The sequence below is a fragment of the Eubacterium sp. CAG:156 genome (assembly GCF_000434315.1).
Classification (GTDB): Bacteria; Bacillota; Clostridia; order Lachnospirales; family Lachnospiraceae; genus Eubacterium_U; species Eubacterium_U album.
In genome coordinates, this window is record NZ_FR878144.1 from 32,415 (window position 1) to 47,839 (window position 15,425).

12 protein-coding genes are annotated in these 15,425 nt (G+C 31.4%); 1 reads left to right on the top strand and 11 read right to left on the bottom strand.

Going from position 1 to position 15,425, the window contains the following annotated elements; genetic code table 11:
• From ABMA45_RS03230 to ABMA45_RS03250, 5 genes are all read right to left on the bottom strand, one after another.
• Nucleotides 1-254: aminotransferase class V-fold PLP-dependent enzyme (locus tag ABMA45_RS03230; RefSeq protein WP_348029907.1), on the bottom strand; the 254-nt coding region annotated here is incomplete at its 3' end.
• Entirely contained in the window at nucleotides 251-3,850 is a 3,600-nt protein-coding gene (locus ABMA45_RS03235) for a hypothetical protein (protein WP_022088447.1), read from the bottom strand. The genes ABMA45_RS03235 and ABMA45_RS03230, both read right to left, overlap by 4 nt.
• Before the next feature lie 24 nt (nucleotides 3,851-3,874).
• A complete protein-coding gene (locus ABMA45_RS03240; RefSeq protein WP_022088448.1) occupies nucleotides 3,875-4,735 on the bottom strand; it encodes a DUF4007 family protein in 861 nt (286 codons plus the stop codon).
• A 4-nt stretch (nucleotides 4,736-4,739) separates the two neighbouring features.
• Nucleotides 4,740-6,455 (bottom strand): phosphoadenosine phosphosulfate reductase domain-containing protein, encoded by a 1,716-nt coding sequence (locus tag ABMA45_RS03245; RefSeq protein WP_022088449.1) that lies wholly within the window; start codon nucleotides 6,453-6,455, stop codon nucleotides 4,740-4,742.
• 70 nt (nucleotides 6,456-6,525) lie between these two features.
• A complete protein-coding gene (locus ABMA45_RS03250; RefSeq protein ID WP_022088450.1) occupies nucleotides 6,526-6,729 on the bottom strand; it encodes a transcriptional regulator in 204 nt (67 codons plus the stop codon).
• 155 nt (nucleotides 6,730-6,884) lie between these two features.
• Between ABMA45_RS03250 and ABMA45_RS03255 the strand changes: the two genes are divergently transcribed.
• Entirely contained in the window at nucleotides 6,885-7,211 is a 327-nt protein-coding gene (locus tag ABMA45_RS03255; RefSeq protein ID WP_022088451.1) for a helix-turn-helix domain-containing protein, read from the top strand.
• Nucleotides 7,212-7,386: 175 nt separating this feature from the next.
• Here the strand turns inward: ABMA45_RS03255 and ABMA45_RS03260 are convergent, their stop codons facing one another.
• From ABMA45_RS03260 to ABMA45_RS03285, 6 genes are all read right to left on the bottom strand, one after another.
• Entirely contained in the window at nucleotides 7,387-7,830 is a 444-nt protein-coding gene (locus ABMA45_RS03260) for an RrF2 family transcriptional regulator (RefSeq protein ID WP_022088452.1), read from the bottom strand.
• A gap of 519 nt (nucleotides 7,831-8,349) precedes the next feature.
• Nucleotides 8,350-9,180, bottom strand: a complete 831-nt coding sequence (locus ABMA45_RS03265; RefSeq protein WP_022088453.1) for a carbohydrate ABC transporter permease — start codon at nucleotides 9,178-9,180, stop codon at nucleotides 8,350-8,352.
• Nucleotides 9,181-9,189: 9 nt separating this feature from the next.
• Nucleotides 9,190-10,074 carry a carbohydrate ABC transporter permease gene (locus ABMA45_RS03270; protein ID WP_022088454.1) on the bottom strand — a complete coding sequence of 295 codons (885 nt, stop codon included), beginning with the start codon at nucleotides 10,072-10,074 and terminating at the stop codon, nucleotides 9,190-9,192.
• 20 nt (nucleotides 10,075-10,094) lie between these two features.
• Entirely contained in the window at nucleotides 10,095-11,408 is a 1,314-nt protein-coding gene (locus ABMA45_RS03275; RefSeq protein WP_022088455.1) for an ABC transporter substrate-binding protein, read from the bottom strand.
• Between the two features lie 118 nt (nucleotides 11,409-11,526).
• Nucleotides 11,527-13,077 carry a response regulator gene (locus ABMA45_RS03280; RefSeq protein ID WP_022088456.1) on the bottom strand — a complete coding sequence of 517 codons (1,551 nt, stop codon included), beginning with the start codon at nucleotides 13,075-13,077 and terminating at the stop codon, nucleotides 11,527-11,529.
• A gap of 131 nt (nucleotides 13,078-13,208) precedes the next feature.
• Nucleotides 13,209-14,963 carry a sensor histidine kinase gene (locus tag ABMA45_RS03285; protein WP_022088457.1) on the bottom strand — a complete coding sequence of 585 codons (1,755 nt, stop codon included), beginning with the start codon at nucleotides 14,961-14,963 and terminating at the stop codon, nucleotides 13,209-13,211.
• Between the last annotated feature and the right edge of the window lie 462 nt (nucleotides 14,964-15,425).

The window sequence follows — 15,425 nt, forward strand, 5'->3', positions numbered from 1 at the left end:
AGACCACCTATAATCATGTTAAGTGCAATTGTTGCTGAAGGTGCAAATATAACATCAGCTACCTGTTCTCCATTAACAAGACTTAGCATTTTTGTCCTTGTTTCATCTATTAAACCTGTAGCTTTCTTAGCCAAATCATACGAGCCTCGTCCGGCATTTACAGCCAGATTTCTATTTACATAATCCATTGCCTGATATACTTTTTCAGGTTTAGGAAATGTTGTTGCCCCATTATCCAAATAAGTTAATTTCATTTGCTTAATAAATCCTCCAATGCCTTTGCAAGTACCGAAACTTTTTGATTAAGTTCCAACGTATCCCCAAATTCTTCTAATGCTTCTTCAATAGCATTTTGTAAAAAGTAACTTGTGCTGTCGTCATCATCAGTCTCATAAAATCTTTCTACCTTATTTCCACCATTTTCAATATAGATTCTGTTTTCGCCTGAGCCTGATTCATTATTTTCCTTTACTGCCTCAACACTCGCCTTTACTCTCACCAATTCATCCATAAATTGTTCAAAAGAATCATTCTTCCAGTCATTTATATAAATTCCGGAAATTATCTTGCACACTCTAGATACGATTTCTAATTCGTCATTAGTTTTTAGCTGTCCGATATAAGTCATAAAACCTGTTATATTTTCTGAAAAAATATGTGACTTTGCTTTTTCACTTTGCTCTACATACCATGTTTTTAGACATTCACCAAGACTGTCATTTGCTTTTTCGCCAAAAATTTTCTTTATATCTGTTGCAGTTTTTATTTTTGTAAAATACAGATTTTCACTCATGCATTTCTTTATTTTCAAAACTTCCTGTGTGCATTTTTCATATGCATTATCATCAATATTTCCATAAATTGCTTCCGGTATTTTCTCAAATAAGACTTCTCTTGAATTTAACTCTATCCCTTTAAAAATCTTTCTGAATTTCTTTATTTTTTCAAATGTTTCCTCTTCTATATATCCCTTTTCTTTTTTATTGAAAATTTGTTTTGTAAATGTGAGAGTATACTGGTCTATAGACCTGTACCATCTGTGCATACTTTCAACAATATTGCTTAATCTCTGCATCTTAGACTGTTTCTTTTTCTTTATTTCCTCAGTAATAAAGTTTTCTTCTAAAATATTGAGATACTTTTCCTTTTCCATATTTTCTTTTTCAATGAATAGGAAATATTCTTCCGGCTTTTCATTTATGTTATTTAGTATTTCGCTTGATATATCAACTTCTTTATCTCGAAGATAAATAATTGGTGTGTCCTGCAAACCTACAATTTCATTTGCAAGAAAAATAGGTATTACTCCCTTTCTTACACCAAATTTTTCTCCCATTATTTTTGAATACAACTCATCAAAAGATGTTTTTTTACCGGCACATTTACCTATAAAATCTCTTATCTCTTTTATAATTTTCTCGCATCCTGCCTCATATTCATTATTGTCCATTATCCCTGTATGAACTAATGTTGCCCTGAAAATAGTTGATTCTGAACTTGTCCCTTTTTCAAATCCCGATAAGTCTTCTTCTCCAAGAATAGCATCAATTATCTGATTTCTTGCTTTTTTAATCTGCGCTGAAACATTCTGTCTGTTTATCAGCTCGTTATTAATTTTAGGAGCATTTTCGTAATACGAAGAACATATATCGCTTAAAAATCTGTTAAAATTTTTTTCTGATTCAAATTTTAATTTTTCACTATCACGTCCACTGTAAAAGCAAATATCATTTCCATTTTCAGGCATATAAAGACTTTCAAGTTCTCCATTAATTTCAAAAATTAAATCATCTCTATATAATTCGAGTTCCTGTTGTAAAACTTTATTTTCATCTATAAAATTCTTATCTTTAAGCAATGCCTTTACGGCTTTTAATTTTCTGATGCTTTGCTGCTGTCCAAATGCTTTTTTAGGATAAATTACTACTATTCTTTCATCCTTAAGCTTATCTGTATGCACCTTTACTTCATTTGCATCATTTTCTTTTAACATTACAATGCATACAATTAATCCGTCAGCTTTATATGTATCAAACAAATAGTTTGAATTCTTTACACTAAGAAACTGTTCCTGTGTCATATACACATATTTAAAGAAACGTGTCATAGTGTATTCCCTGTTATATTTTTTAGGAAGTACATATTCTAATTCAGAAATATTTGCAAACTCCTCTGCCCAATTTAAGCTTAATGACTGCTTTTCAATCATCTGGTTCATATACTTATCCAAATTAATTCCAATATTATTTTTGAAAGTATATATTCCAAGTTTATTACGGTATTTTACAATTTCCTTGTTTTCTAATTTCTGCAAATATCCTGTAAAATCCTCTTTACTAAGTCCTGTAGCCAGACGAATTTCTTCTTTTTTTACCGGTACCTCTTCATTTTTATTAATCATATGAAGTATGGCTATAGCCTTAATTACTTTTTCCTCACCTAAAGATTCTGCCTTAGTCAAAGCATAATCTGCCTTTAGCCACTCATTGTGAATATTTGTAAGTGAAATACTTTCCTTAAATAAATTTTTAAAATAATCATAAATTACATCTACTGAAAGCAATTCATCTGCTCCGTTTTCAATTAAATTGACAAGGCTTCCCTTTTCGTCATTTGCCAAAAAAGTAAAAATGCTTCGCTCGTTTTGGGCTACTTTTTCACTTATATTAAGTAACGCATACGCTGTTAAAGGCAACATTGGGAATGCTCCCTTTACAACTATCTGCTGATAATCGCTAAATTTAAACATACTTTGAAAACATGGTATTTTATAAGATTCTTTAATAATTTCACTATTATTTTCCTCTTTTAGCCATGCCTTATATTCTGTTCCTTTTTTCTTAATTACATGTTGCAAAAGTTCATAATTATTCTGAGCTGATACAATAAATCTTATTTCCTTTAATCTGCCTTCTACACCTTTAAATGCATTAATCATATCCTGAGGCAATGCATTTCCATACTCTTTTATACTTTTATGGGCAACAAATGTAATATGTATCTGTTGTTCTTTTGAATTATTTGCCAATTCACACATATCCTGAAGTATCTTCATATCATAGGCAAATGTTTCCCTTTCATGCCCTTCTATATATTTGCTGAATTCATCAAAAATAATATAAATGCCACCATATCCATGCTCTTTAAGTGCAATGCTTATTTCTCTATACAGTGTCATTGCATTGTCCTGAACCATCGGTCTGAATTCACTTCCTGCCGTCAATTCAGGGTATACTTTCTTAAAAATTTCTAACCCATTACGATTCATTGACTTAAGGCTTTTTTCTAATTCCTTAACGTTAGTTTCATAACCTGTTAAAATATTCTCAAATTCCTTATAGACTTTTTTATATTTATTTTTCCAATTTTCAATCACTTCAACAGCTTTGCTGTAATCACTATCAGGAGCAATGTCAATCAAATCATTTTTCTTTAAAGCCTCCATTAATCCAAGTACAAACCCATGATTTAAATCCCTGTCCGTTCCTGAAATAATAACTGGCAAAAATGGCTTATATTCTTTATGAATAAGTCTTGCGTTATTGGCTGTCACATCTGATATTTTTTCTATTTTATTTAAAAGTTTTTCTGTTGTTTTATCTTCTGATTCTTTAAGAATAGCCAATAAAACCAACAATAAATGTGATTTGCCTTTTCCATATGGTCCAATAAGGATATTTGCCTTTTCTTTATTATTAATAACGTTCTCAAGAAATCCATTTAATATATTTATTGATGAACGTGTAGGTATATAACTGTTGAGTTTTTTTCTATTGTCTATATCCAGTTGTAAGTTTATTGAATTCTGAAATTTCTTGTCTATTTCAATAAAATCCTTTAATTGGCTCATATTATGCTCCTTCACAGTTTATCTTTAATTTTTCTCGTAATATTTTTCTACTATTTCATTTAATGGAATATTTTTCTTCAAATAAACCATATCAAGTCCTGCCGTTCTATTTACTGTTATGTAATTTAAAGCTGCAAGATTATCTAAATACTCATTTAATGCAATTCTTTTCAAATTCAAAACCCTGCCCGGGGACAATGGTGCATTTAACAATTCATCTATTCCAACAGAATCTTTGGATTTTTCTTCAAAATATTTCATCAATGCATATAAAAATACTTCGTTTATCAATACTTCTCTATCAGGCTGTGTTTTAAAATATCTATCCCTATCCTTCTTTATTAATCCTAATTTTGCAAATGGAGATATTTTCTTTTCTTCCGGATCATAATCTTCTATTCTTTCTTTCACATACATATTTAAAAGAACCGAAATATCATCTCTTAATGAACGCTCTGATATTTTCTTTCCTTCAGCTAATATTTGCATTTTTCCAAGAATAATATACTCAATTTCCTCTTTAGTGAATTCATCCATATTCGTCTCATTAAAAAATAAATACCATGTTGTTGCCATATCCTTATTAAATACAAGATTTATATGGTAAATCCACAATGCAAAACTATCCTCTAAATATTCGTCATTATCTTTTATTATCTTTGCAATATCCGTTAAATTTGCTCCATTTTTAGGCGATTCCTCGATAAATTTTCCCGCTTTAAGCCAGTATCTGATAGCTTTCGCCATATTGCTTCCAACTCCTAAAGCATCTGCTCCATAGTTTTCAGAAAAAACTTTTCCATTGTCACTTACCGCTTTTAATCCTTTATCAAGCCAACCTTCACGTATTGTGAATGTTTCATGTCCTTTAAGTTTTATTGTCATATTTTTATCCTTTTTTCGTTGCTAATACTTTTCGCATATAACATCCTGCCGTATAATGATTAACGCATTCAGCACATCTTACACATTTATCATCCAAAATCTTATAATCAAGATTACCTTCCTTATCTTCTTTAATAACAATTGCATTATGCTTGCATATACTCTCACACGCCCTGCATCCCATACACATTTGATATTTAGTAATCTGACATTTAACTTTGTCTTCTGCTGCCTTAACACTTGCAGCTCCATCTATTTTGTAATCGATTATCGTTACTTTTAACGTTGTACTTCCAATTCTTCCCTGAAGTTTAAGCACTAGTCTTCCATCTTTTCTCGTAACATAAACTTCTCCAAGTCGTTTATTTCCAAATTCAAAATTTAGATATCCAAATGGTTTAAACAATTCATACAATTGTTCTGAAATCGGTCTTTGCAGTTCATAATTAAATGCATTTTCTTCCAATGCACATGGTTCAAAAGAAACTGCTGTCTTTTTTGCATAATCTACGCCATTTCCACCCTGACGTGCTTTCCATTTGCCATCATCTACATATACTTCAGGGTCCGGTTTTCCAATCTGTTTTGCAAAATCAATTAGCATCTGCCTAAACCTTTCCGACTGCTGTGGCATATGAATTTTTGACAAAAATTCTGACCATCCACTGTTATTTGGACAGCACCAGCATCCTACTCTTGCATATCCCAATCTGTACGCATAATTAAAATCTATTTTTGTTGTAAGCATATACAACCAGACATCAAAATCCATCCAGTCTATAATTGGGGATATTGTTATTTGCTTTGTAATTTTAGAGCCTTCTGTTTCTCTTTCGTATTTACTTCTACTGGCAGACTCGCTTCGTCTTATTCCATAAAATGTTATTATTTTGTTTTTATTTCTAAATAAAGTCTTTATCTTTCTTTGTATCGCACCGGTTTTAAATATTGTGCAGCACCATCTCATTACTCTGCTTGGCGGTCCCACTAATTTACATAGTTCTTCAAAATCCTTATCTTTGTTTCTTGAAGATAAAACCGGCGTCTGGGGATGTTCTTTTTTAAACCTATCAACATATCTCATTGTTTCCGGAAATTCTAATGTAGTATCTCCAAATATGTGTAATATCTTTGGCTCACTTAACGCCCTCATAACTATATCTGATGTAACTGTGGAATCTTTTCCCCCTGAGAAAGATACAAACATATCTTTTGCCGTGTAATCTTTTGTAGAATTTTTAATGTAATCCACTGCTTCTCTTACAATGAATTCGTATCTGCTTCTGTTCGCCTGAACAAATTTATCTGCATATTGTTCAAAATATTCATAACTTATATTTTTTGATGCTTCTTCATATTTACTTCTAATATCATCAACATCTTTATTTTTTAATTCTTTAACTGAAAATTTAATTCGTTTACCATTAATTAAATATTTATTCCCGGAACAGTTCCATACTGAATCCTTCTCATATGTCCCAGGGATTTTATCTAATAAAATCTCTAAAAGCAGTCTTTCTTCCGGGAATACCGGTCTTATATCTGTTGTTATTCTTGTCCCTTTTCCACTACAACATTCGCACTCAATTTGAAATAGCGGAACCTTGCAATTATCACACCAGTAAATGTCTGATTTTTCTAATTCAGTTCTTTCTCCACACACCGGACATGTGCTACTTTTTGTCTTTATATTGTCATTTCTACATACGTATTTAAGCACTTTATCACCTATCTCATATCCCTTGGGTTAGTTAAATGCAGATTTGCTCTTATTTTCTTATCTGCAAATGTTATCTCATATCTTTCGGGTCCAAATGCAGATAGGAACATAGTTCTAAGAATTCACCTGCGCTAAAATCCGCATTATTATCTATGAATTCTGACATATGTATCCCTGTATCTTTTTCTATCTGGGCAACTGAAATTTTATTACGTTTTATATACTCAACTATATTTTCAGATACCCTGCTATTACTTTTCTTTTGATTATTCATTCGATACCACCATTCTCGTTTCCCAAGAAAATTTTACTAATATCTACATTATATTCTTTGTTTAAGAGAATTGCAATGAAGTTTTTTCTTTGTAAAAGAGAATTTGTTGACGTAAATTTTTTCTTACTATATTATTGAAAAGAGAGGTAAATAAGATGAAGAATGCAAAGATTTCTGAAGTATTAAAAAATTATAGAAAGTTAAACAAATTGAGTGTGCGTGATGTATCAGGTATACTCAAAGAAAAATCTTTAAACGTTGCCGAAAAGACCATATATGGCTGGGAAAGCGGTCAAACTCAACCTAATGCTGATACCTTGCTTATGTTATGCGAAATTTATAATATTGAAAATATTTTAGGCACTTTTGGATACACGGATGAAAAACCTATTAATCTTACAAGTCACGAAGTAAAATTAATAAAACAATACAGAAACCATCCTGAAATTCAGGATGCTGTTAATAAATTATTAGACGTGTAATTTTATTATAATAAAAAAGTCGGAGCATTTATACCTGCCTCCAATTGTTAAATTAACTAATGGAATCGGTACAAACGCTCCGTTTTTTTAACCGAATTATTATGAATCACATATATAAAGAGCAGACGCTTTTCATCTGCTCCACTTATTTTATGTTGTATTTATTTAATTTAGATTAAATACAATAGTCATTTGTTTGATTTTCTTCTAACTGCCACTGAACTAAATCTGCCAATGTAATATTATCAACTACAGCTTTTACTGCATCATTTATCTCCTGCCATACTCTAACAGTTGCGCATCCTGTCATTCTTTCACATGGTTCTGCATCATCTTCCACACATGCAACAGGAGCTAATGAGCCTTCTGTTAATCTTAAAATCATTCCTACTGTATATTCTTCCGGTTTTTTCTTTAATAAATATCCACCCTGAGGTCCTCTTGTACTTCTTACATAGCCGGCTTTATTTAAAACTGAAATAATCTGTTCCAAATATTTATCAGATATTTCCTGTCTCTTTGCAATATCTTTTATACTTACCGGTGTATTTCCCTCCGAATGCTCTGCAATATCAAGCATTAATCTCAATGCATATCTTCCCTTTGTAGAAATTTTCATTATATTTACATCTCCTATTAGTTTTCATCATTTAACAGATGCCTAAATTTATAATATAAATTTATTTTGCGTAATCGTTAATTAAACTTGCAACAATTATAACGTCAAATACTTCTCAGGCATCTTTTATCTTTAATAATATAAATGTATTATAGAGCATAATTCATACTTTTTCAATATGAATTAAGAAGAATTTAGTGTTTTATCTTTTAAGCATCCTTCTAACAGACTCCAAATCTACTCTTTTTATACCCGTAAAGAAACTACCGCTTCACAAATCTACATTTGTAAAGCGGTAGTACCGTAAAAAAAGAAAACTATTAGTAATAATTGACATAACAATTATTAATGATAACCTATATAATTAATTGGTATGATAAACAAACTATTTAGAGTGCTAGTTGCTATGTTTATCAATACTAATTATATAACATTGTGTTAATAAGATGTCTTACGGATTGTTTCGTGTAATACACTTTCACAATACCTGCATCCATAAAATTATTTGGATAAATTAATTTATCCTTTTACTGCACCTACTACCAAACTTTCCTGTACCTGCTTACTCAAGAAGAAGTAGATAATAATTGTTGGCAATGTTGCAATTACCATACCTGCTCCAATTAATCCCCATTCTGTCGAATACTGTCCGGCAAGTGACATAATACCTACAGGAAGTGTTCTGAACTCATCACTGTCAACAAATGTATTTGCTAACATCAATTCATTCCATGTTCCTAAGAATGTAAATATTGAAGCTGTTGCAATGGCTGATTTAACCATAGGAAATATGATTTGTATAAAACATTTAAAAATTCCGCATCCATCAATATAAGCCGCTTCTTCCATTTCTCTTGGAATTCCTCTATAGAAACCTACCAGAATCATTATACTCATAGGAAGTGCTCCGGCAATGTAAGGAATTAACAATCCTAAATATCCACCTTTAAGTCCCAGTCTATCTAAAATCTGAAACAATGGTAACAATGCTGCCTGCGCGGGTATCATAATTCCAATCATAAATAACCCATATACAAGGTTTCTTAATTTCCATATCATTCTTGAAATGGCATATGCTGCCATTGATGAAATTATTCCTGCTGCTACTACCGTAACCACTGAATAAAATACTGAATTAAGGAAATATCTGATTAAATTTGATGAGCTCAATGCTGTCACATAATTATCCCATCTCCATACATGAGGAAGTCCAATTACATTTTCACCAAATATTTCCGTGTTGCTTTTTAACGAAAATGTTATAAGCCAATATAGTGGAAACAACTGAGTTAAAGCAATCAATAATAAGATAGCAAATTTTATTGCTCCCATAATTTTTTTCTTTTTCATTGTGCCCTCCTATACTGCTGAAACATTCTGCTCTGCTTTTTTAAATATTCTGTTAACTATAAATGTAAATATGAGACACTCTATTACTATAAAGAACGCCTGTGCACTTCCATATCCATACAAACCTTTTCTAAATAAATTATTGTACATTAGCGTAGCGGGAACTTCACTTATGTGGTTTGGACCTCCACCTGTCATAACATAAACAAGGTCAAAGGCTCTTAATGATCCGGTTATTGCAAATATTACGCATGTTTTTATTACCGGAACAAGTAAAGGTAATGTAATTTTCATATGAACCTGCAACGTTGACGCTCCATCTATCTGAGCTGCTTCATAATAGTCTGTCGAAATAGACTTTATACCTGCATAAAAAATAATCATGTGATATCCTATGTACTGCCATATAGATGGAATCAAAACTGTCATAAAAGCATCTTTTGTAAGCCAGGAATGCTCATATTTAGGATTGAAGTATCTGACTACGGTGTTAATTACACCGTAGTCATTATTAAACATTTTAAGCCACAACTGTCCTATAACCATACTTGATATTACAACCGGAATAAAATAAACCGTTCTAAAAAATCCGTCACCTTTTACTCCTCTTGATAATACCAAAGCTAAAATTAATGATATAGGTAACTGAATAAATACTGATGCCACTACAAGAATCAAAGAGTTCTTTACTGCAAGTGGGAAATATCTGTCTTCAGTAAACAATTGTATGTAGTTTTTTATACCAATAAAGGTTTTTGTTCCAATTCCATTGTATTCAAAAAAACTGTAAATTCCTGACGTAACTAATGGAATCAAGGTAAATCCTAAAAACAATAGTAGCGCCGGTAATATAAATATTAATATGTATTTCTTATTTCCAAGCATTTTTTCCATAACACTACCTGCCTCACTTATTATTTACCGTTAATAGCTGCCTTATGTTCATCTATAAATGCATCAATGTCTGCGCCATCTGCAAATAATGTCTGAACCTGTTCATTATGTACTGCTGCCGGTTCTGATTCTAATGATGTATCCCAAGCAAGTACACCCTGTTTTCCTTCTGCTAATAAATCTTTAATCTGGATAAATAATGGGTTTAAGTTGCTTTCATCTGCAGGAGTTGTCCATCCACTGAATCCTGATCCTGTTTCATATGAAGCTACGCCCATTTTTTCATTAATGTAAATACAGAACTTAGCTGCTTCTTCTTTGTATTTAGTGTTATTGTTAACCCAGAATGATTCAACGAATCCACCACAGTAATCTGTTGCTTCACCTTTTCCATCTGCGATTGTTGGAATCTTTAATGCTACTACTTCTTCAGGTTTAATTGTTGCTGCATCGTCTGTGTATACATTGTTTGCAAACCAGCTTCCCATAAGTCTCATAGCTGCTTTTCCATTTTCAAATGCTGCATTTGCGTCATCATTTCCCTGTTCTAAAGGATTGTCCCCAAATGCTCCCATTTCATATAAATCACTTACTTTCTGTGCTGCTTTCTTGAATCCTTCATCTCCGAATTCTTTCTTTCCTGATAACATTTCGTTAACGCCTGTTGCACCTACTTCTCTTAAAGCTAATGCCTGATATACGAATGCTGCATTCCATCCGTCTTTAGCACCTGCTGCCATTGGTGTAACACCATCTAATTTCTTTAATTTCTTAACTGCATCTACTAATTCATCGTATGTAGTTGGTAATGTAGCTCCTGCCTTGTCAAACATTGTCTTGTTACAGAATAATGTCATATACCATGAAAACATTGGTACTGAATATAATTTTCCATCAAATTCAAATGCTGATGTTGAACCTTCTAAAATCTTTGACTTAACATCGTCAGTTACATAGTCATCTAATGCCATAACTTTTCCTGCATCAACTAACTTCTTTGCTGTACCTGCACCCCACCAATAGAATACGTCGATTCCTTTTGCGTCTCCGGCAAATTCAGCGTTAATCTTTGTCTTGTAAGCTTCTGTATCCAAAGTTTCTGTCTTAATCTTAACACCTGAATTTTCTTTTTCGTAAGCTTTAACTGCCTCTTCATATTTGCTCTTAAGTTCATTAGTATCATTTGACCACTGATGCCATACATTTAATGTAATTGTACCGTCGTCATTTTTAGCATCGCTGCTACCACCTTTGCTACCACATCCTGCCATTGAGAATGCCATTGTTGAAGCTAAAGTAAGCGCCAACACTTTCTTAAATAAATTTTTTCTCATTATAAATCCTCCTCAATTTATTTGATATTCAAAGTATACTTAATCAGATTCTCTATCTCAATTTAATATTTTGACTAAAAAAGGTTAAAAATTTTACTATAAATTTTTAACCTTTTTATTAACATCTGTATTCTTTTACTGTCTTTCCTGTCTGCTTTTTAAAACAAATGCAGAAATAATGAGAATCTTTAAATCCAACTTTTTCCGCAACTTCATACACTTTTAAATCAGTCTGTTTAAGAATTTTTTTGCTTGCTTCTATTCTCTTTTCGGATACATATTCTATAAAACTGACTCCGTACGTCTTCTTAAACTCCCTGCTTAGATAACTTTCATTTGTATATAAATCTGTCGCCGCTTTCTTTAATGAAAGTTCTGAATTGTATAAATTTCTATTAACATACTCTAAAGCATCTTCTATAACATTTTTATTACGTTTAGATTTTTTTTGATTATGATATTCATAAACAATTTTAATATATCCTTTGGCACATTCTAAGGCATCTGTAACACTTCTAATCGCTCTTACATCCTTAAAAACGTCCTCTTCATTTATTAACTGATACAAATTTGCTCCATATTTGTTAAGTGTAGCTCCCGCTCTTAATATAATTGTCATAGTCATCAGTTTCAAATATTCCTCGTCAGCTATCCTGCCTTTTTTTATCACTTCAATATAACCTTCAATATACTTTAGCACCTCTTCTTCCCTGCAATTATTTATAGCTTCCGCAAATTTATCCCAGTCAAGTTCTATTTTAGAATTATTTTGCTTCATAACCTCCTGGTATTCAGAATATGTAACCACTCTGTTTCTTCCAAGCAAAACTGAAACTCCAAGCGCCTTATCTGCCTGACCATATGCCGATGCAATGCCACAAAATCCTATATTTTCACCACTTATTCCGATGGTTGCGGTTATTCCAATCTTATTTAATTTTTTATGCAATGCTTCTGCATAATTAATGCATTCATCCAAATCTTTATTTACAACATAAATTATTATATTATGCATAAAATGAACAAACGAAATCATATTGTCGTTATTTTGATTTTGAACTAACTCATAAACTTTTTTATAATTTTCCTCTTCCTGATTATCTTTAATTTTTACATCTATGCATACACAACCATCAAGAAGTTCTTTGCAGTTATATGTATCCATTTTTTTCACTGCTTCTTCTTCATCTATTCTATTTTCAACAAGTCTTAAAAGAAAACTTTCTTTTAGTATGTCATAATTATTCTCCATACTTTCTTTTAATTTAGCCACCTCTGTAGCCTCTTTGTTTCTCTGGTTAATCTCCTCTTTTAATTTAGCCATCACTTCACTTATTTCTTTTATGTTAATTGGCTTTAAAAGAAATTCGTCAACACCTAAATTGATAGCTTTTCTTGCATATTCAAATTCCCTGAATCCTGTTATAATTACAACCCTGCATTTAGGATGTGCTTTCAATAGCGCTTCAGTAAATTGTAGTCCATCCATTCCCGGCATATTAATATCAGTCACCACAATATCCACCTCATGATAATTTATATATTCCAATGCCTCTTTTCCGGACGCTGCTTCCCCTACAATCTTAAAACCATTTTCTTCCCATTTATATCCTTTGCGAATTAAAACCCTCTCTAATTTTTCATCATCCACCAACAATACATTTAACATAATTATTTCTCCGATTTTTTGCTTAATTTAATGTGTTTCACTATTTTCTTTCCACTGTACATTTACACTATTTTGTCTGATTGTACATTTATACTATTTTGTCTGATTGTACATTTACACTATTGCAAATCTTACTCTGATTTTATTTTACCTACAGTAACAATTATTTCTGTTCCAACACCTATTTCACTCTGAATTATCATTGGATTCTCTATTTCATCCATTAACTTTATTCTCTGTATTAAGCTATAAAGTCCAAATCCCGATTTTCCAGTAACAGATTTACCTTCCATTATTTCCTGTATTCTTTCTTCACTCATTCCAACCCCATCGTCAGATACAATAAATATTATTTCATCATCCTGTTCAAATACTTTTATATTTACAGTTCCTTCTTCTCCATTTAGTCCGTGATGTACTGCATTTTCCACTAAAGGTTGAAGTAAAAGTTTAAGAACTTTCTCTTTTTTTACCGATTCTTCTATTTCATAATTAACTTTTATCTGATTGTCGTATCTCATGTTTAATATTGTAATGTAACTTTCGATACTACTTATTTCATCCTTAACTGTTATATAATCAAGTCCACTGTTTAGACTGTTTCGATAAAAATTTCCTAACGCCTGCGTCATCTGGAAACATTTTTCATTTTCCTCCATTAATGCTAATGCCGAAACCGCATCTAAAGTGTTATATAAAAAGTGTGGATTTATCTGCGCCTGTATTATGTCTAACTTGCCTTTTGCAATAATTCTTTCTTCATCCTTTACCTTTTTCATTAAAGATTTAACAGACAAAATCATATGGTTAAATACTTTTTTAAGGCTTGTGATTTCATTAGCATTATCTTCAACAGGCATTGTCACAAATTCACCGTTTTCAACTATTTTCATATGTTTTTCTACTTTTGCAAGTGGTTTAAATATGAGATATGTAAGTAACATTGAGCATATAAATACAAATGCAACATTTAAACACATAATTATCACTATCACTGTCGAATAATATGGAGCTAAAGATGTAATGTTATCCAATGAAAATACTCCGATAAGTTTCCAATCCTGTATTCCTATATCCTGACTTACAACAACACTTTTTCCGTCTTTATTATTTACTTCCATGTACTCCTTAGACATATTTTTTGCAATTTTTGTATACTTTTTAAAATCACGCTTTTTGTCTTGAGGCTCAATAATATAATTTCCTTTCGAATCAACTATGTAGAACTGATTCTTGTAATCATTACTAACCTGATTAAAATAGTCCTGCAATACTGAATCATCAAATGTTATTAGAAGTGTAGCCAAAGGTTTATAATCTTTCTTATCTACAATCTGTCTTACATAGCACAGATAATCATTAGGTGAATAATATTCTATTGTTCCATCGCTTCCGTTATAGAAAAATCCATTTCCATTTGCTTCCTGCATTTCCTTATACCAATTTGTATCCTGAATTTGCTTATTTATTTTTTTTGGTGGTCTCTTATAAGAATTATAACAATTATTATATTTATCAAATATATATACTCCGGAAATGTATTCTCCGGATAATATCATATTAAACAAACTCTTTGTTATGTTTTTTTGATAATTTAAATTAATATTCTCTGAATTTATTTGTCTTAAAGAATCCTGTACGATATCGTCAAAATATATCTGTGTTGAAAATTGAGTTACATTATCAAAAATAAGCGCTAAATTACCCTGAAGTGCATTAACTGTCTGCACTCCTGCCTTACCAACTTCAATTTTCGTATATCTTCCGTTTACAGCTGAAATTAATGTAAACGTCATTATAAATGACAATAAAAGAACCGCAATATAAGTCAGAATAATCTGCGTTCTTATCTTTGCGTTTTTCCATTTTTTTAATAATTTATACACTTTTCTCTCCACCATACATTATATTACAATTTTCTTTAAAAATTGTTTATGAACTTCATCTGTCGTTTTTTAGTACTTATAATTTTTTATATTATTTATGCTGTTTCGCTCATATACATAAACATACTTTATAAACCTATAACTGCAAATTAACTTATATAAAGTTCATGAACATTTCCATGTCCAATATAACAAATACCCTCCTTTTATAGTAAATGATTAGGGCCAAAATGTAAATATTTACTATTTTTTATTGTAAAACAAAAATGCCTGCAACCTCTTTTTCTATAAAGGATTGCAGACAATATAATTTCCATCTCGCTGATGCGGCATTCGCCGCATCAAAAAAAAGAACAGATTCTTTCTGAAAACTAGCTTTCTAAAGAACCTGTTCGTTTTTTGTGTATGTGAACTCATTGCTTCGCACATATGTATGCCGGCGACCGGAATCGAACCGGTACG